We start from the raw sequence: 17089 nt of genomic DNA on the forward strand, positions 1-17089 counted from the left end.
CGTGTTGGCCTCGATGATTGTTAACGGCTGGCTTTGTGGCCGGTTGCTGCAGCGGTGTCGGTCGTGGCCGTGGCCGGGTAGCACGCCGCATCGGTAATGATCGCGTCGAGCGGAATGTCGTGCGCCTCGCGCACGAAGGCGGACGTGCGGCAGCTTTCATACGCGATGCCCACCGTCACGGGCCGCGACTCGCCGGGCCATGCCGCGAGCGTGCGGTCGTAGTAGCCGCCGCCGTACCCGAGGCGATAGCCGTCGTCGTCGAAGCCGACGCACGGCACGAGAAGCAGGTCGGGAATCACCACGCGGTTCGACGCGGGCTCGGGAATCTTGTGGTGGCCTTCGCGCATCGGCGTATCGGGTGCCCACGCGTGGAATTCGAGCGGCGCATGGCGATGGCGGATCACCGGCAACGCCGCGGTGCGATGGCTCTTGACCGCGAGCCACGTAGCTATGACATCGCGTGTGTCGACTTCGCCTCGCACGGGCCAGTAGAAGCCCACGCAAGCGGGCTCGTAGCGCTCCAGCATCTCGAACAGGCGACGCTTCAGCGCCTTCTCTCGCGCGGGTTCGCGAGCGGCCAAAAGACGCGCTTCCAGCAGCCTTGCACGCAGGTCGTTTTTCGATTCCGCGCTGGGGTTGCGTGCTATGCTTGGGTTCACTTCGCGCTCCAGAAACAACGATGTCAACACGCCTTCTTCGAGTATATCGCGCGGCCGGTCTCATGCTTGCCGCTGCGGCACTCGTCGCATGCAGCACGGCGTCGGCCGTGCGTCCTGTTCCGGTTTCCCAGCTCAATAACGACGACCAGATTTTCGTGCAGCTGCGCGAGGCGGCGCGCAACAACGACGCAGCGCGTGCGGCGCAGCTCGCGTCGATGATTCCCGACTATCCGGCGCCCTCGTACCTCGAGTATTTCCAGCTCAAGCCGCAACTGTTCGACTCGCAAGGCCATGCGCGCGTTGATGCGCCCGACCAGCCGGTGCTCGCGTTCCTCCAGAAGTACGACGGGCAGGCCATCGCGGACCGGCTGCGCAACGACTACCTTGCCGTGCTCGGCGCGCGTCACGACTGGCGCAATTTCGACGACCAGTACGCCCGCTTCGTTCTCAACGACGACACGCAGGTGAAGTGCTATGCGCTCGAATCGCGCGCATCGCGCGGCGAGAACGTGGCCGACGCGGCGCGCGCATTGCTCGTGGAGCCGCGCTGGTACGGCGACGGCTGCGTCGATCTCGTCACGGCGCTCGCCGCGAAAGGCCAGTTCAGCACGAACGACGTCTGGCAGCAGATCCGCCTTGCCTACGAGCAGAATCAGCAGACCGTGGGTACGCGCCTTCTCGATGCGCTGGGCTCGCAGGCGCCCGACGCCGCCACATTCAGCCGCGCCGTGAGTACGCCGCCGCTGCTGCTCGCGCGCGGCGTGGGCCCCGACAACACCTCGCACCAGCTTGCGCTGCTCGCCGTCACGACGATGGCGCGCAACGACCCCGCGATGGCGGCCGCCACCTACGCGGCCGTGGCGCCGCAGCTGAGTTCGCCGGAACGCGCCATCGGCTGGGGCACCATCGGCTATCAGGGCGCGCTCAAGCAGATGCCCGCTGCCGTGGATTGGTACCGGCTGTCGGCCAACGCGCCGCTGTCGAACCCGGCCTACGAATGGCGCACGCGCGAGGCACTGCTCAACGGCGACTGGACCATGGTGCGCTGGTCGATCGAGCAGATGCCGGCCGCGCTGCGCGCGCAGCCCGCCTGGGTGTACTGGCATGCACGCGCGCTCAAGCAGGCCGGCGACACGGCGCAGGCCAATGCCGAGTTCGAGCAGATCGCGCCGGGCTACAACTTCTACGGTCAGCTTGCAACCGAAGAGCTGGGTCGCAAGATCACCATTCCGCCGAAGACCCAGGTCACCGACGCCGAGATCGACAAGGCTGGCAACACGCCGGGCTTTGCGCTCGCGCGGCGCTTCTACTCGCTGAACCTGCGGCTGGAAGGCAACCGCGAATGGAACTGGCCGCTGCGGGGCATGACGGACCGCCAGTTGCTCGCCGTGGCCGAGTACGCACGCGGTATCGAACTCTACGACCGCACCGTGAACACGGCAGACCGTACGAAAACCGACCACGACTTTTCGCTGCGCTACCTCGCGCCGTTCCGCGACGTCGTGGAGCGCGACGCGCAGTCCACAGGGCTTGACGTCGAATGGGCCTACGGGCTCATCCGTCAGGAGTCGCGCTTCATTCTCAACGCGCGGTCCGATGTGGGCGCGAGCGGCCTGATGCAACTGATGCCGGGCACGGCGCAACTGGTGGCGAAGAAGATCGGGCTTGGGCCGCTCTCGCGCGAGCAGATGAACGACATCAACACCAACATCCTGCTCGGCACGAACTACCTTTCGATGATCTACAATCAGTTCGATGGTCTGGCCGTGCTGGCCACAGCCGGCTACAACGCCGGGCCGGGCCGTCCGCGCGCGTGGCGCCAGGCGCTGCCGCACGGTGTGGAAGGCGCGATTTTCGCCGAGACCATTCCGTTCACGGAAACGCGCGACTACGTCAAGAATGTGTTGTCCAACACGGTCTACTACGCGGCGCTCTTCGAAGGGCGCCCGCAATCGCTGAAAGAGCGGCTCAGCTACATCGCTCCGTAAGCGGCAGCATTGCCGCCGCGCTTAAGGCCCGTACACGAGGCGTACACCAGGCCCCAAGCGCGGCGGTCCGCCAGCAGCGTTCATCGCCTGCACCGCGCGGAGGCAGTCGCCGCGACCGCCGCCCGCGCACGAACGAGGGAGTCGAACATGCGACATCAGGTCATCGCAGTCATCGGCGGCTCCGGATTCATCGGCAGCCATCTCGTCAATGCGCTCGTGGAAGCCGGCAAGAACGTGCGCATCGCCACCCGACGCCGCTACAACGCGCGTCATCTCACCCTGCTGCCCATCGACGTGATCGAAACCGACGTATTCGATCCGGTGAAGCTCGCGAGCTTCGTCGAGAACGCCGACGCGGTCATCAATCTGGTGGGCACGCTGCACGGCAGCCGCGGCACGCCTTATGGTCCCGAGTTCGCAAAGGCGCACGTGGAGTTGCCTACGAAGATCGTGGCGGCGTGCGAGGGCAAGGGCGTGCGTCGGCTCGTGCATGTGAGTGCGATAGGCGCCGATCCGGCCGGCCCGAGCATGTACCTGCGCTCGAAGGGCGACGGCGAGCGCGCCGTGCATTCGGCGGCGGAACTGGCCACCACGATCTTCCGGCCGTCGGTCGTGTTCGGTCCCGAGGACACCTTCCTGAACCGTTTCGCGTTCCTGCAAAAGCTCTTTCCCGTCATTCCGCTCGCGATGCCCGACGCGAAGTTCCAACCCGTCTTCGTGGGCGACGTGGCGAAGGCCATCGTCAACGTGCTCGATCTGGACGCCTCCATCGGGCGTACTTACGAACTGGGCGGGCCGACGGTCTATACGCTCGAGCAACTGGTGCGCTATTGCGGCGAGGTGATTGGCCGGCACGCACGCATCGTGCGTCTGCCGGATGCGCTCGCGCGCCTGCAGGCGCTCTCATTCGAGTTCGGCCCCGGCGAGCCGCTTATTTCACGCGACAATCTGGACTCCATGAAGGTGGACAGCGTGATGAGCGGCCCGCTTGCGCCCGAACTCGGCATCGAGCCGGCGAGCATCGAAAACATCGCGCCGCTGTATCTGACCGGCGCCTCGGCGCGCTCGCGCTTCGACACGTTTCGCGCCAGCGCCGGGCGCTGAGCGGGGGGCGGTCGCTTCGTCCAGTCCATCCGGTTCATTCGTTCCTTGCCCCCATCACACAACATGAAACTCGTTATCGGTGACAAGAACTATTCGTCGTGGTCCATGCGGCCCTGGGTGCTGCTCAAGCACTTCGGCATTCCGTTCGAAGAGGTCGTGATCGAACTGCTTCAGCCCGACACGAAAGCCTCGATCCTGCAGTACTCGGCGTCGGGGAAGGTGCCGTGCCTGATCGGCGACGACGGCGTGCCCGTGTGGGACTCGCTCGCCATTGCCGAGACGCTCGCCGAGCGCTTCCCGCAGCACGCGATGTGGCCGCGCGATGCCACGGCTCGCGCGCGGGCTCGCTGTGTGAGCGCGGAAATGCATTCGAGCTTCGGCGACCTGCGCTCGCAGATGTCGATGAACATTCGTGCGTCGTGGCCCGGCCGCGGCGCGACGCCGGGCGCGCTCGCAGACGTCGCGCGCGTCGATACCCTCTGGCGCGACTGTCTTGCAGCGAGCGGCGGTCCGTTCCTGTTTGGCGAGTTCGGCATTGCCGACGCGATGTACGCGCCCGTGGTCATGCGCTTCAACACCTACCAGCCCGAGATTTCGGCCGTGGCGCAAGGCTACGTGGCGCGCGTCAACGCGCATCCCGCGGTGGCGCAGTGGGTGGAAGACGCGCGTCGCGAGACCCATCGCATCGCCAGCTACGACGTATGAATATCTACGCAGTAGGCGGTGCCATTCGCGACGAACTGCTCGGCGTGCCGGTGCAGGACCGCGATTACGTGGTGGTTGGGGCGACGCCCGAGCAGATGATCGCGCAAGGGTTTCGTCCCGTCGGCAAAGACTTCCCGGTGTTCCTCCATCCCGACACGAAGGAGGAATACGCGCTCGCGCGCACCGAGCGCAAGACCGCGGCCGGTTATCACGGCTTCCAGTTCTACTACGCGGCCGACGTCACACTCGAAGAAGACCTCGCGCGTCGCGACCTCACCATCAATGCGATGGCCCGCGAGGTGCGGCCCGACGGCGAGCTGACTGGTCCGGTGATCGACCCGTTTCACGGCGAGGCCGACCTGCGCGCGCGCGTGTTCCGGCACGTGAGCGACGCGTTCCTGGAAGACCCGGTGCGCATTCTGCGCGTGGCGCGCTTTGCCGCGCGCTTCGCGGACTTCACCGTGGCGCCCGAAACGGTGGCGCTCATGAAAAAGATGGTGGAGGCGGGCGAAGTGGACGCGCTCGTGCCCGAACGCGTGTGGCAGGAGGTGTCGCGCGGGCTCATGGAGCAGAAGCCTTCGCGCATGTTCGAGGTGCTGCGCGAGTGCGGGGCGCTCGCCCGCGTGCTGCCCGAGGTGGATGCGCTGTTCGGCGTGCCGCAGCGCGCCGACTACCATCCCGAGGTCGACACCGGCGTGCACGTGATGATGGTGGTCGACCACGCCGCGCAGCAGCGTTACGCGCTGCCCGCGCGCTTTGCGGCGCTCACGCACGACCTCGGCAAGGCGACCACGCCCGACGACGTGCTGCCGCGTCACATCGGCCACGAGGGCCGCAGCGTCGATCTGTTGAAGCCGCTCTGCGAGCGCCTGCGTGTGCCGAACGACTGCCGCGACCTCGCCATTCTGGTGGCGCGCGAACACGGCAACATCCATCGCGTGATGGAGATGGGCGCGGCGGCGCTGGTGCGCCTCTTCGAGCGCTGCGACGCGCTGCGCAAGCCGGCGCGCTTCGCTGAAGCTTTGCAGGCCTGCGAGGCCGACGCACGCGGCCGTCTTGGCTTCGAGGCGCGCGAGTATCCGCAGGCGGAGCGCCTACGCGAGGCACTGGTGGCAGCGCGATCCGTGGATGCCGGCGCGATTGCGAAGGAGCACGCGGAGCGCCCGGAGCAGATCAAGGACGCCGTGCACCGCGCGCGGGTAAAGGCGGTGGCGCGGGCGATTGGCGGTGGGGAAGAAGCGGCGGAGTAGGCGATGCAGGTGCGGCGGAGTCGCTGCGCCGGGCGTCGAGCATCCCGAGCCGAACGCCGTTGCCGCGCCGCCGTGCCGCGCTCACGCGGCAGCGAGCCATCGCGCTCAAAGCATCCGCACGATGAGCGACAACACCATCGAGATTACGAGCGTCGACATGAACGGGAACGAATACTCGCGCCCGAAAAGCCGCAGCGTGAAGTCGCCAGGCAGCCGGCCAATGCCGATCTTGCGCAGCCACGGCAGCGACCCCGAGAGAATCGCCACAGCGATGAACGTGGTGAGCAGCCAGCGCAGCATGTCGTGTCCCGGGCCTGAAGGTGGTTAAAGCGTGTGCGAGCGGTCGCCGCGCGAGAAAGCGGTGAGGGTCTCGCTGATGCCGCGTGAAAACGCGATCACCTTGAAGAACTCGCCCATCTCCGCTTCGGAGAGCAGCTTCTGGACCGCGTTGGCCGCGGGCAGGAAGTGCTCGATGTCCTGCGGATCGATTTCGGCGAGCGCATCCGTGATGCCCGCGTTCATCAGGAAGCGCGCCTGGGACGTGTAGCCGAGCAGGTCCGCGCCGGCTTCCACGCCGGCCTCGGCGATGCCCGTGAATTCGACGTGCGCCGTGATGTCGGTGAGACCCGGGTAGAGGAACGGATCGCCGTGCGCGCGGTGCCGGTAGTGGCACATCAGCGTGCCTTGGGCGCGCTGCGCGTGGTAGTACTCGTGGCGCGGAAAACCGTAGTCGATGAAGAACGCCGCGCCGCGCGTGAGCATGGAGCAGACCGTGCGCGTGAAGGCGAGAGCCGCTTCGTGCGTTTCGGCGACGTAGCCGCCGTCGGCGTCGATGCCGGCCAGCAGCGCCGCATCGGCCGGCGAGGCGAGCGGGCGGTCGGCGAAGGTGAAGCGGCCGTCCGCGGCCACCGTGACGCCGCGTTCGTACCAGACGGCGCCGTGCGTGCGGTGGCCATTGAGCGTGTGGCCGTTGAGCGTGTGGCCGTTGATCGTGTGGCCGATGAGCGCCGGCGCTGACTCCCGCGAATCGTGAGCGACAGCGTCAGCGCCATGGTCAGCGCGCACGAAGAGCCGCACCGGCATCGCGTCCAGCACCTCGTTGCCCACTACGACGCCTTCGAAGTGCTCGGGCAACGCATCGAGCCAGCGCACGCGGTTCGCCAGCGCGGGCGCTTGCGCTTCGATCGTTTCGCGCTGACGCTCGCGCAACTCGCCGGAGAGTTCGACGATGGAATAGGTCTCGAACGCTGCGTCCAGCGTGGCCAGCGCGTTCAGCAGCCCGGCCGCGAGCTTGCCCGTGCCCGCGCCGAACTCCATGACGTGCCGCGTGCCGCTGGCCGCGAGCGCTTCGGCAATGGGCCGCGCGAGCGTGGCCGCGAAAAGCGGGGACAACTCGGGCGCCGTGACGAAGTCGCTGCCGTCTTCGGCTCGCCATCCGAATTTGACCGCGCCGCCGCTGTAATAGCCGAGGCCTGGCGCGTACAGCGCACGCTCCATGTAGCGGTTGAATGGCAACCAGCCGCCGGCCGCGGCGATTTCGCCGCGCACGAGATCGGCCAGCGCTTCGGACTGCGCCAGCGCGGCAGGGCCCGGAGCAGGTAAACTATCGGGTTCGAGAGCTTTCGGATTCATTCCCGCATTGTAAATGAGCGCTTCTTCCGGCACTTTCGGCCCAGCCAGCCTTGAAAACGCGTCGTCCCGTGCATCCACGGCGGGCCGCGCGCCGGCGCGCGTCGTGCTCGTGACGGGCGCGGCGCAGCGCGTGGGCCGTGCACTGGCGCTCGGTTTTGCCGAAAGCGGCTGGGACGTGGGCGTGCACTACGGCACGTCGCGCGACGAGGCGGCCGACGTGGTCGAGCAGATTCGCAAACTGGGCCGCCGCGCCGTGCCGCTGCACGCGGACCTCGCCGTGGAAGCGCAGGTCGCCGGACTGGTGCCCGCGTGCACCGCGGCGCTGGGGCGGCCGGTCTGCGTGGTGAACAACGCGTCGCGCTTCGACGAGGACACCGCGCGCAACGTCGGCTACGAAGGGTTGCTCAAGCACACGGCGATCAACCTGGGTGCGCCGCTCGTGCTGGCGCGCACGCTGTACGAGGCCACGCCCGATGCTGCGGCCGCCGACGAGGCCTTGCGCACCGTGGTGATCAACGTGCTGGACCAGAAGCTGTACAACATGAATCCGGACTACCTCTCTTACACGCTGACGAAGGCCGCGCTCGAAAACGCCACTGTGGCGCTCGCGCAGGCTCTCGCGCCGAAAGTCCGTGTGGTGGGCCTCGCGCCGGGGCTGACCTTGCCCTCGGCGTGGCAGACGCAGGAAGCGTTTGCCGCCGCGCATCGCGTGACGCCGCTTGGCCGCGCCTCGCGCCCCGAAGATCTGGTGGCGGCGGCGCTGTATCTGGCCGACGCGCGCGCCGTAACGGGCACGACGCTTCTCGTGGACGGCGGCCAGCACCTGGTGCCGCTGCCGCGCGATGTGATGTTTCTGACGCCGGGTGCCTGACGAACCGCCGCGCCCGGACCGAGTTGAACTGAAGACTGAACCGCCGAAACGCCGAAACGGAACGGCACGCCAATGTGCCCTCCGCCACGCCCGCCTGAACTGGAACGACCATGCTAGCCGCCTCCGCCTTTGCGCATCCGAAACTCGCCGCGTGCCGCAGGCTTTTCCTGCGCAATTACGAGGTGTACATCAACATCGGCGTGCACGAATTCGAAAAACGCGGCGAACAGCGCGTCGTGATCAATATCGACCTGTTCGTGCCGTTCGCGCTTTCCACGCCGAAGGAAGACAAGCTGCGCGAAGTGGTGGATTACGACTTCATGCGCGCGACGGTCGCGAAGCGCGTCTCGCAGGGGCACATCCATTTGCAGGAGACGCTGTGCGACGACCTTGCGCGCGCCATGCTCGAGCATCCGCACGTGTTGGCGGCCCGCGTGTCGACCGAAAAGCCCGACGTTTATCCGGACTGCGATGCCGTGGGCGTCGAAGTCTTTCGCATCAAAGAGGACTGATTCATGAACGCTCCCGAGATTGCCGGCGGTGTAGCTGCCGCCACGCCGGCCGATGCCGTCGCGCTGCAGAGCCGGGAAGCTGGCCAGGAACGCAGCCAGGAAGCCGACGAGGCCACTGGCCAGCAAGTCAGCCGCCGCGCCCTTACGCGCCGCGAGCAGAAAGAGGCGTACGAGAACAACAAGCTCTTCAAGCGGCTGGCGCGCCTCGTGGGCCAGGCCATTGGCGACTACAACATGATCGAGGACGGCGACAAGGTGATGGTCTGCCTGTCGGGCGGCAAAGACAGCTACGCGCTGCTCGACGTGCTGCTGCGCCTGCGCGAGCGCGCGCCCATCGACTTCGACATCGTCGCCGTGAACCTCGACCAGAAGCAGCCGGGCTTTCCCGAGCACGTGCTGCCCGAGTACCTCACGCAGCGCGGCGTGCCGTTCCATATCGAGAACCAGGACACGTACAGCATCGTCAAGCGGCTCGTGCCCGAGGGCAAGACCACGTGCTCGCTGTGCTCGCGGCTGCGCCGCGGCATTCTGTACCGCGTGGCGGGCGAACTGGGTGCGACGAAAATCGCGCTCGGCCATCATCGCGACGACATCCTGCAGACGCTGCTGCTCAACCTGTTCTACGGCGGCAAGCTCAAGGGCATGCCGCCCAAGCTGCAGTCCGACGACGGCAAAAACGTCGTGATCCGGCCGCTTGCCTACGTGAAGGAAACGGACCTCGAAAAGTACGCCGAGCTACGCGAGTTCCCGATCATTCCGTGCAACCTTTGCGGCAGCCAGCCGAACCTGAAGCGCGCCGAGATGAAGGCGTTGATCCGCGAGTGGGACAAGCGCTTTCCGGGCCGTGTGGACAACATGTTCAACGCGCTCGCGAACGTCGTGCCGTCGCACCTGATGGACCCGAAGCTGTTCCCGTTCGCCGGATTGCGCGCCACGGGCGAGGCCGACCCGCAAGGCGACATCGCGTTCGACGACGACCCATGCTCCACGACGAGCGGTGATGAGACGCTCGCGAACGGAGCCACGAAGCCCATTTCCATCGTGCAGTTCGACGATCTTTGAGCGGGCAGGGCGCAGCCGCGACGAACGGCCGCCGTCGCCGCTGCGCGCGATGAGGCACGTTCCGAGGCGCCCGCGCCAGCCATGGTTTCAGCGTTTCCGCCCCAGCCGATCGGTACATATGCCCATGCTAGAATGCCCGGCTTCCAATCCCGTCTTCTCGCCGACGCCATGAATATCGTCATTTTGGCGGCAGGCACCGGCAAGCGCATGCGGTCCGCGCTGCCCAAGGTGCTTCATCCTCTGGCCGGCCGGCCGCTTCTCTCACACGTCATCGATACTGCCCGCACGCTCAACCCCGTGCGGCTCGTGGTGGTGATCGGCCATGGCGCCGAGACCGTTCGCAACGCCGTTGCGGCGCCGGACGTGCAGTTCGCCGTGCAGGAGCAGCAGCTGGGCACCGGGCATGCCGTGCAACAGGCGCTGCCGCTGCTCGATCCCGCGCATCCCACGCTGGTGCTTTACGGCGACGTGCCGCTCACGCGGGCCAGCACGCTGCGGCGCCTCACCGACGCCGCGGGCCACAACGGCTACGGCGTGCTGACCGTGACGCTCGACGACCCCACCGGGTACGGGCGCATCGTGCGCGATGCCGATGGCGGGGTGCTGCGCATCGTGGAGCAGAAAGACGCGTCGGAAGAGCAACGCCGCATTCGCGAAATCAATACCGGCATCATCGTGACGCCGACGGCGCCGCTCGCCGACTGGCTCGCGTCGCTCAAGAACGATAACGTGCAGGGCGAGTTCTACCTCACCGACGTGGTCGAGCTTGCGATCGAAGCGGGGCTCGAAGTCGTCACCACGCAGCCCGACGAGGAGTGGGAAACGCTCGGTGTGAACAGCAAGCAGCAGCTTGCGGAACTGGAGCGCATCCACCAGGGCAACGTGGCCGACACGCTGCTTGCCGAAGGCGTGACGCTGGCGGACCCCGCGCGAATAGACGTGCGCGGCACGCTGGAATGCGGGCGCGACGTCTCGATCGACGTGAACTGCGTGTTCGAAGGACGCGTGACGCTCGCGGACAACGTCGCCATCGGCCCGAACTGCGTGATCCGCAACGCGACGATTGGCGCCGGCACGCGTGTGGACGCCTTCACGCATATCGAAGGCGCGCAGGTGGGCGCGCAGGTCGTGCTGGGTCCGTACGCGCGGCTGCGTCCGGGCGCGGCGCTCGCCGACGAGGCCCACGTGGGCAACTTCGTCGAGGTGAAGAACGCCGCGATTGGCCATGGCTCGAAGGCGAACCACCTGACCTACATCGGCGACGCCGACATCGGCGCGCGCGTGAATATTGGCGCGGGCACCATCACGTGCAATTACGACGGTGCGAACAAGCACCGAACGATTATCGAAGACGATGTGTTCGTGGGTTCGGACACGCAGCTCGTGGCGCCGGTGCGCATCGGCCGCGGCGTGACGATCGCGGCGGGCACGACCGTCTGGAAGGACGCCGAAGCCGGCGCCCTCGTGCTGAACGACAAAACGCAGACGGCGAAGTCCGGCTACGTGCGTCCCGTCAAGAAGAAAAACTGAAGCTACGGCGAAGGCGGTGGCGCAACGCGAGGGCATGACCACCGCGCGGCTGTCTTCGAATTCAACCTGCAAGGACCGGAATAAGGACCGAAATCCATGTGCGGCATTGTCGGCGCGGTTGCGCAACGTAACATCGTCCCCGTACTGATTGAAGGACTGCGTCGCCTCGAATATCGCGGCTACGATTCGTGCGGCGTGGCCGTGGTGTCGAGCGAAGGACCGCGCCGCGCGCGCAGCGTCGCGCGTGTGGCCGACCTCGACGAGCAGGTGCGCGAGACGCATCTCGATGGCGTAACGGGCATCGCGCACACGCGCTGGGCCACGCACGGCGCGCCCGTTACCGACAACGCGCATCCCATCTTTTCGCGCGACGAACTCGCGCTCGTGCACAACGGCATCATCGAAAACTACGAGTCGCTGCGCGAGACGCTGCGTGGCAAGGGTTACGAGTTCGTCTCGCAGACCGACACCGAAGTCATCGCGCATCTGATTCACAGCCTCTATCGCGGCGACCTGTTCCTCGCCGTGCGCGAAGCCGTGCAGCAACTGCACGGCGCCTACGCGATTGCCGTTCTGCACAAGGCCCAGCCGCATACGGTGGTGGGCGCGCGCGCAGGCTCGCCGCTCGTGGTGGGCGTGGGCGAGCACGAAAACTTCCTTGCCTCCGACGCGCTCGCGCTGGCCGGCAGCACCGACCGTTTCATGTTCCTCGAAGAAGGCGACGTGTGCGAAATCACGCTGGAAGGCGTGCGCATTGCCGACCGCGACGGCAACGAGGCGAAGCGCGACGTGCGCCAGGTGCAGGCGTACGGCGGTGCGGTCGAACTGGGCCCGTATCGGCACTTCATGCAGAAGGAAATCTTCGAGCAGCCGCGCGCGATTGCCGACACCATTCCGGCCGGCGAAACGTTCGACGCCGCGTTGTTCGGCGACGCCGCCGGCAAGGCGTTCGCGGGTATCGACAGCGTGTTGATCCTGGCTTGCGGCACGAGCTACTACTCGGGGCTCACGGCGAAGTACTGGCTCGAATCCGTGGCGAAGATCCCGACGCAGGTAGAGATTGCGAGCGAGTACCGCTACCGCGAATCCGTGCCGAATCCGCGCTCGCTCGTCGTGGTGATTTCGCAGTCTGGCGAAACCGCGGACACGCTGGCCGCACTCAAGCACGCGCAGTCGCTGGGCCACGAGCACACGCTCGCCATCTGCAACGTGGCGACGAGCGCGATGGCGCGGCTCACCGAACTCGCGTTCCTGACGCACGCGGGCCGCGAGATTGGCGTGGCATCGACGAAGGCGTTCACCACGCAACTGGTCGCGCTCTTCATTCTGGCGGTGACGCTCGGCAAGCTGCGCGGTCACGTATCGGCAGCCGACGAGCAGAACTACGTGAAGCTGCTGCGCCACCTGCCCGCCGCGCTCAACAGCGTGCTGGCGCTGGAGCCGCAGATCATCGCGTGGTCGGAGGAGTTCTCGCGCAAGGAGAACGCGCTGTTCCTGGGTCGCGGGCTGCATTACCCCATCGCGCTGGAAGGCGCGCTGAAGCTCAAGGAAATTTCGTACATCCACGCGGAAGCGTACCCCGCAGGCGAACTGAAGCACGGACCGCTTGCGCTCGTGACAGAGGCGATGCCCGTGGTGACGGTGGCACCGAACGACGCGCTGCTGGAGAAGCTGAAGTCGAACATCCAGGAAGTGCGCGCGCGCGGTGGCCAGCTCTACGTGTTCGCGGATGCGGACACACGCATCGTGAACGACGAAGGCATCCACGTGATTCGCATGCCTGAACACTACGGGCTGCTGTCGCCGATTCTGCACGTTGTGCCACTGCAATTGCTGGCGTATCACACGGCGTGTGCGCGGGGCACGGATGTGGACAAGCCGCGGAATCTGGCGAAATCGGTCACTGTTGAGTGAGTAACGGGGGCGGTGCGAACTGCGTAGATGTTCGCGCCGGTCGCCGATCGTTAGCTCGACAGCGTTCCGCTGGTCTGCGATGCAACGAGACGCGGCAGCGGTTCGCAGTTGCATTGGCACAGGTCGCCCTCCAGCGCGACCACTTTGCCGCTGACCGACATCGTGTGAGGCGAGCCATCGCTGACGATGGTTCCATCGGCGTTGCACGTGCGGCAATGCACCGGCGCGCCGAGATACGCGAGCGGCCGACCATCGAACGATGATTCCGCGATGCCGTCGAGCACGATTCCGTTGTGGTCCGTTGCGTCGTCTTTCAGGATGAATTTTCGGGGCATGAGGGGCGTCTGCTTCGGCGTTTGAAATCGGACAATCAGGCCACTGTGGCGACTGTTGGCTGCGCGTTGCCGCAGGCGGCTTCGATCTCGGCGGGCCACACTGGTTCGCGGCTCGTCAACTGGGCGATGTAGTGCAGTATTGAAAGCAGAAACATTGGCGCGGAGACTAGCAAGGTAAGAATGCGCATGGCGCCCCCAGCACTTGCAACGGCACCCAGGCCATAGAACCAGACACTTATCGACGCACGCAGCGACGGCCCGCGCGCAAGATACCGTTCAACCTTCGGCACTGCGTCTGGGCCCTGCTCCATGTAGCGCCGGATGAACTCGAAGTTGGCCTGGATCTGATAAAGAACCTGCTTGCCAATTGGCGTCGATTCGTCGGCGCCATTGACCGTGCGGGCACCAAAGCTGAAGGTATCGACAATCTTCTTTCCAGTGTCGTCGAGCACAAAACAGCGCATCAGCGTTGGCGCTCCGCCTGCCATCGAATTGGACGGCAGTCGGTGCGGATAAAAGAACGCCTTGTCCCACGGCACTGAAATTACGCCGCCTCGGCCGTTGTGCCGGAAGGCGTACACCATGCGCGTCTGGCGGTTGAAACGTACGGCCTTGTGGCGGTAGTTGAAGCAGTCGCGTAACAACATCGCGACGGTAAGTGCACAGCAGAGCAAATTTATCGCGGCAAGAACCCACATGCCGGCGCTGAACATTCCTTGCTCTCCGCTCCTGACCATGGCGGGCGTGTCGACAACAGCACTCTGAATGCAGAACCCTGCAAGGAAGGCAAATGCAGGAAACCCGACGAGAAACGCCAGGAGTCCCCAACCCTGCTGGCGATACGAGCCGTCACAGATCTCCAGATAGATGTCGTTCATCGCGAATACGGTGTAGGCATCGGTTGCTTCATCAGCGACTGGTTTATGAACGTCAACTCGCCGTGATGCTTCCTTATTGGTGACCGGCCGGTTAAGGGACACCCTTGTCAGGTAGTCGTATGCCATAACGTCTCGCTTATGATGTTAATGCTTCAAATTGTCTGCGTTCGTCCTGCTCGGAGAATCTTTCGGGCCCGGTACCGAAGAAACACTTGCTAAGCCAATCCTCAATTTCGTTATGTTTTAGCCATGCGATCAGTATGCCGATGACGATCAGAGCGATGATTAGTACAAAAATCAAGAAAGTTGCACCCGCGATGGTCGCAATGCAAAGTAGCACGTTAGCGGTCGCTGATTCGATATAGAGCCAAGACAGAACGGCATGTCCAGATTGCCGCTCTGTCTTGGCCTGCTGGAAGTCATACCATGCGCCGACAAGACCCGCGACGGCTCCGACGAAGCGGAACGCGACTTCGAGAACGGAGCCCCACGTCAGCAGCATTTTCGAGGAACGTAACCCAATATTTCCGACGGCCTTCATCCCATTCCCAACCGTCTGGAAGGTCGAGGCGCACGTCGATACGATGGCCGCTACGAACTTGTCGTGGTTTTCCTTGCGGTTCAATGTGCTGGATTTTGCAAGTTCTTTGCTTGCTATCATCCAGTTGATTGCATTGAAAATTACACCAATCACACCGTATCCCACCTCACCTTGGGTGATTGCACGGAATTTTGGCAAAAAGCTCGAATTAATGTTTTCCTCTGTGAGAACGGCCCGAACTCCTGGGGCAAAGATTGCCGCTCCTCTCCCACGGAGCGACGTAGCTCCTGACGAGGCTTCGACAGCTTCGTTGGCATCGAACACGATGAACTGCGGAACCTTGATTGAGCCGTTTTGGGGCGAGGATCCTTGAAACGTTTTGCGCAGATTGGCGTTCAACGATCCAAGGCTGGGGCGTCGGTTTGCAGGCATTTGTTCGTACATCTGACGCGCCATATATGAAATCCACTGATTGGTCGTCCCTTCCACTGGTTTGTAGATGACGGTTGTTCGCGTACGGACACTCATGCATCGCACGAGAATCCGTACGCTGGCGACATCACCAGCTTTGGCGAGGAAATTGGCAATAGGGCCACCCACTTCATGGATGAGTGCTGCTACAGTCTTGTCTGCGCGGGCGAGAAGACCCTCTCCCTCCTTTTCAAGAACCTGATTTGTGGCGTTGTTTAATTCAACGAGCTTGGCAAACGGTTCGCGAAGTTCCGTCAGAGGGAACCCCGCTGCCTCTTTGACTTTTTCGGCGGACGGGTTGTGGTTCAGAATCATCGAGCGCAAGAGTGGATTGTGACGGTCCATTAGGTCACCTTGCGCCCAATCAAGGACGAGGTCATAGACCACTTTGCGATCTGTGGACCCGAAGATGCAGGAGTAGAAAAGTTCGGCATAGTTGACGCCCTTTGCGACGTCGAATTCGTAATAGTCCCATGCAAAAGCCGTACGCATCTGCGTGCCGTTGAGCCAGGCTACGTAGTCATCGGCGAGAGGGTTCAGCAGAGTTTCTTCCAACTGCTGCATTTGCGTTTTCATTTCTTTGCGGAACTGCGCCATCGCGTTCGGACTGTAGGCTTCGGTGTACGGTTTCCAGGCCGAAGTCTTCACCGATTCCATCTCCCGATCCTTTTGCTCGTCTATGGATTTGACCTCCTTTTCATAGGCCTTCCCGCCGTCGAAGAGCGAATAGATGGCATAGGCTTCAGCGGCTTGGCCCTTGAGCTGTTCGGCCGCGGACTTTTCGTTTTCCTCCGCACCCTCTTCGACAGTGGTTTTTAATCCTTCAATCGCGCTCGCAACCCACATCTTCCTTTGATAAGGTTTCATGGCTGCGCCCATCGCGATGATCTGCTCGGCGTTCAACTCTTGCGTGATGCCTGCGGGGTCCCACAGTGCAAAGAAGACACCGTTTCCCTTTTCGTGAACGTCCATCACCTGCTTCAACCCGTCGGCTTCCCCTGCGCGGTTCTTGAAGATGAAGGGCGAAGCTGAGGCAGCGGCATCGGTGCCGCTCTTATACTCAAGAACATAGTCCGCAACATGCGCAATGGTCTGTGCATGCTTCTGCGAATGGGTGCCGTTTGCCCATGCCGCTGCGTCGAAGGACTGCATCCGGTGGTCCCTGCAGCCGCTTTCGTTGGTCTCGTAGCGCTTACGTACGGCAGCCGTCCAGCGCACGTCGCTGAACGCCAGATAAATTTTGCCGGCTTTGTGCGGGTGGTCGATGCTGATGCACTGTGCCAGCTCTTTGTGTCCCGTCTGCTTGCAGCTGAACGCCTTTTCCTGCGTTTCAGGCAAAGCTACGTCGAGCGGGTGATTGAACACATAGCCTTCCGACGTGACGCCGTATATCTGCCACTTGTTCTGCGACGCGTAATAGACGTGAATGAAGCCCTTGCGCACTGTGCGCAAAAAGTAAGTTGCTTTCTTCGCGCTGACGTTTGTCACCCCGTCACCAAACGGTCCCTTGGGCAGAGCGAGGGCCGCAGCTGCGCCGAGGCCGTGAGCATTGGTCGCCGCTCCCGCCGCATACCGAACCGGCAGAATGAGCAGACCGTCCTTCTCGCACATGTTGCATGACTTCTGGCACGCCGTAT

15 protein-coding genes are annotated in these 17089 nt (G+C 64.3%); 9 read left to right on the forward strand and 6 right to left on the reverse strand.

Features of this window, described 5'->3' with window-relative positions; genetic code table 11:
• Positions 1–20: 20 nt before the first annotated feature.
• The gene (locus tag PKKP23_RS20170) at positions 21–659 is read right to left on the reverse strand and encodes a 5-formyltetrahydrofolate cyclo-ligase (protein WP_176049043.1); all 639 of its coding nucleotides are present in this window, start codon (positions 657–659) and stop codon (positions 21–23) included.
• Between the two features lie 20 nt (positions 660–679).
• Between PKKP23_RS20170 and PKKP23_RS20175 the strand changes: the two genes are divergently transcribed.
• The 4 genes from PKKP23_RS20175 (at position 680) to PKKP23_RS20190 (ending at position 5706) form a co-directional block, all read left to right on the forward strand.
• Positions 680–2647 (forward strand): lytic transglycosylase domain-containing protein, encoded by a 1968-nt coding sequence (locus PKKP23_RS20175; RefSeq protein WP_126878164.1) that lies wholly within the window; start codon positions 680–682, stop codon positions 2645–2647.
• A 147-nt stretch (positions 2648–2794) separates the two neighbouring features.
• The gene (locus PKKP23_RS20180; protein WP_126878165.1) at positions 2795–3751 is read left to right on the forward strand and encodes a complex I NDUFA9 subunit family protein; all 957 of its coding nucleotides are present in this window, start codon (positions 2795–2797) and stop codon (positions 3749–3751) included.
• Between the two features lie 63 nt (positions 3752–3814).
• On the forward strand, positions 3815–4456 hold the full coding sequence (locus PKKP23_RS20185) for a glutathione S-transferase family protein (RefSeq protein WP_042302012.1): 642 nt from the start codon (positions 3815–3817) through the stop codon (positions 4454–4456).
• The gene (locus PKKP23_RS20190; RefSeq protein WP_126878166.1) at positions 4453–5706 is read left to right on the forward strand and encodes a multifunctional CCA addition/repair protein; all 1254 of its coding nucleotides are present in this window, start codon (positions 4453–4455) and stop codon (positions 5704–5706) included. The genes PKKP23_RS20185 and PKKP23_RS20190 overlap by 4 nt, the downstream gene beginning before the upstream one ends.
• A 105-nt stretch (positions 5707–5811) precedes the next feature.
• Here the strand turns inward: PKKP23_RS20190 and PKKP23_RS20195 are convergent, their stop codons facing one another.
• Positions 5812–6006, reverse strand: coding sequence for a DUF2905 domain-containing protein (locus PKKP23_RS20195; protein ID WP_126878167.1), 195 nt, complete (start codon positions 6004–6006; stop codon positions 5812–5814).
• Between the two features lie 24 nt (positions 6007–6030).
• Positions 6031–7338, reverse strand: coding sequence for a class I SAM-dependent methyltransferase (locus PKKP23_RS20200; RefSeq protein ID WP_126878168.1), 1308 nt, complete (start codon positions 7336–7338; stop codon positions 6031–6033).
• 13 nt (positions 7339–7351) lie between these two features.
• On the opposite strand from PKKP23_RS20200, the gene PKKP23_RS20205 reads away from it, so the two are divergent.
• The 5 genes from PKKP23_RS20205 to glmS all read left to right on the forward strand — a co-directional run bounded on the left by PKKP23_RS20205 (position 7352) and on the right by glmS (position 13227).
• Complete coding sequence (locus PKKP23_RS20205; protein ID WP_126878169.1) at positions 7352–8209, forward strand: SDR family oxidoreductase; 858 nt, start codon at positions 7352–7354, stop codon at positions 8207–8209.
• Positions 8210–8319: 110 nt separating this feature from the next.
• Positions 8320–8721, forward strand: a complete 402-nt coding sequence (locus PKKP23_RS20210) for a dihydroneopterin aldolase (protein ID WP_126878170.1) — start codon at positions 8320–8322, stop codon at positions 8719–8721.
• A gap of 3 nt (positions 8722–8724) precedes the next feature.
• Positions 8725–9783, forward strand: coding sequence for a tRNA 2-thiocytidine(32) synthetase TtcA (gene ttcA, locus PKKP23_RS20215; RefSeq protein WP_126878171.1), 1059 nt, complete (start codon positions 8725–8727; stop codon positions 9781–9783).
• Between the two features lie 168 nt (positions 9784–9951).
• Positions 9952–11313, forward strand: coding sequence for a bifunctional UDP-N-acetylglucosamine diphosphorylase/glucosamine-1-phosphate N-acetyltransferase GlmU (glmU, locus tag PKKP23_RS20220; RefSeq protein ID WP_126878172.1), 1362 nt, complete (start codon positions 9952–9954; stop codon positions 11311–11313).
• Between the two features lie 96 nt (positions 11314–11409).
• The gene (glmS, locus tag PKKP23_RS20225; RefSeq protein ID WP_126878173.1) at positions 11410–13227 is read left to right on the forward strand and encodes a glutamine--fructose-6-phosphate transaminase (isomerizing); all 1818 of its coding nucleotides are present in this window, start codon (positions 11410–11412) and stop codon (positions 13225–13227) included.
• Positions 13228–13277: 50 nt separating this feature from the next.
• Here glmS and PKKP23_RS20230 read toward each other — a convergent pair whose 3' ends face one another.
• Genes PKKP23_RS20230 through PKKP23_RS20240 form a run of 3 tightly spaced genes read right to left on the reverse strand, consistent with a single transcriptional unit; the run spans position 13278 to position 17063 of the window.
• Entirely contained in the window at positions 13278–13562 is a 285-nt protein-coding gene (locus PKKP23_RS20230) for a PAAR domain-containing protein (RefSeq protein ID WP_042302005.1), read from the reverse strand.
• 35 nt (positions 13563–13597) lie between these two features.
• Positions 13598–14566, reverse strand: coding sequence for a DUF6708 domain-containing protein (locus tag PKKP23_RS20235; RefSeq protein WP_126878174.1), 969 nt, complete (start codon positions 14564–14566; stop codon positions 13598–13600).
• A gap of 10 nt (positions 14567–14576) precedes the next feature.
• The gene (locus tag PKKP23_RS20240; protein ID WP_240659073.1) at positions 14577–17063 is read right to left on the reverse strand and encodes a T6SS effector BTH_I2691 family protein; all 2487 of its coding nucleotides are present in this window, start codon (positions 17061–17063) and stop codon (positions 14577–14579) included.
• Between the last annotated feature and the right edge of the window lie 26 nt (positions 17064–17089).

This window comes from Paraburkholderia kururiensis JCM 10599 = LMG 19447 (genome assembly GCF_003986935.1).
Lineage (GTDB): Bacteria > Pseudomonadota > Gammaproteobacteria > Burkholderiales > Burkholderiaceae > Paraburkholderia > Paraburkholderia kururiensis.

What these genes read in the sequence shown, in the direction of transcription:
- PKKP23_RS20190 (WP_126878166.1), top strand. Translation starts at nt 4,453, where the DNA reads ATGAATATCTACGCAGTAGGCGGTGCCATTCGCGACGAACTGCTCGGC.
- PKKP23_RS20240 (WP_240659073.1), bottom strand. Translation starts at nt 17,063, where the DNA reads ATGTGCGAGAAGGACGGTCTGCTCATTCTGCCGGTTCGGTATGCGGCG.
- glmS (WP_126878173.1), top strand. Translation starts at nt 11,410, where the DNA reads ATGTGCGGCATTGTCGGCGCGGTTGCGCAACGTAACATCGTCCCCGTA.
- PKKP23_RS20230 (WP_042302005.1), bottom strand. Translation starts at nt 13,562, where the DNA reads ATGCCCCGAAAATTCATCCTGAAAGACGACGCAACGGACCACAACGGA.
- PKKP23_RS20175 (WP_126878164.1), top strand. Translation starts at nt 680, where the DNA reads ATGTCAACACGCCTTCTTCGAGTATATCGCGCGGCCGGTCTCATGCTT.
- PKKP23_RS20235 (WP_126878174.1), bottom strand. Translation starts at nt 14,566, where the DNA reads ATGGCATACGACTACCTGACAAGGGTGTCCCTTAACCGGCCGGTCACC.
- PKKP23_RS20200 (WP_126878168.1), bottom strand. Translation starts at nt 7,338, where the DNA reads ATGAATCCGAAAGCTCTCGAACCCGATAGTTTACCTGCTCCGGGCCCT.
- PKKP23_RS20205 (WP_126878169.1), top strand. Translation starts at nt 7,352, where the DNA reads ATGAGCGCTTCTTCCGGCACTTTCGGCCCAGCCAGCCTTGAAAACGCG.
- ttcA (WP_126878171.1), top strand. Translation starts at nt 8,725, where the DNA reads ATGAACGCTCCCGAGATTGCCGGCGGTGTAGCTGCCGCCACGCCGGCC.
- PKKP23_RS20180 (WP_126878165.1), top strand. Translation starts at nt 2,795, where the DNA reads ATGCGACATCAGGTCATCGCAGTCATCGGCGGCTCCGGATTCATCGGC.
- PKKP23_RS20195 (WP_126878167.1), bottom strand. Translation starts at nt 6,006, where the DNA reads ATGCTGCGCTGGCTGCTCACCACGTTCATCGCTGTGGCGATTCTCTCG.
- PKKP23_RS20185 (WP_042302012.1), top strand. Translation starts at nt 3,815, where the DNA reads ATGAAACTCGTTATCGGTGACAAGAACTATTCGTCGTGGTCCATGCGG.
- PKKP23_RS20210 (WP_126878170.1), top strand. Translation starts at nt 8,320, where the DNA reads ATGCTAGCCGCCTCCGCCTTTGCGCATCCGAAACTCGCCGCGTGCCGC.
- glmU (WP_126878172.1), top strand. Translation starts at nt 9,952, where the DNA reads ATGAATATCGTCATTTTGGCGGCAGGCACCGGCAAGCGCATGCGGTCC.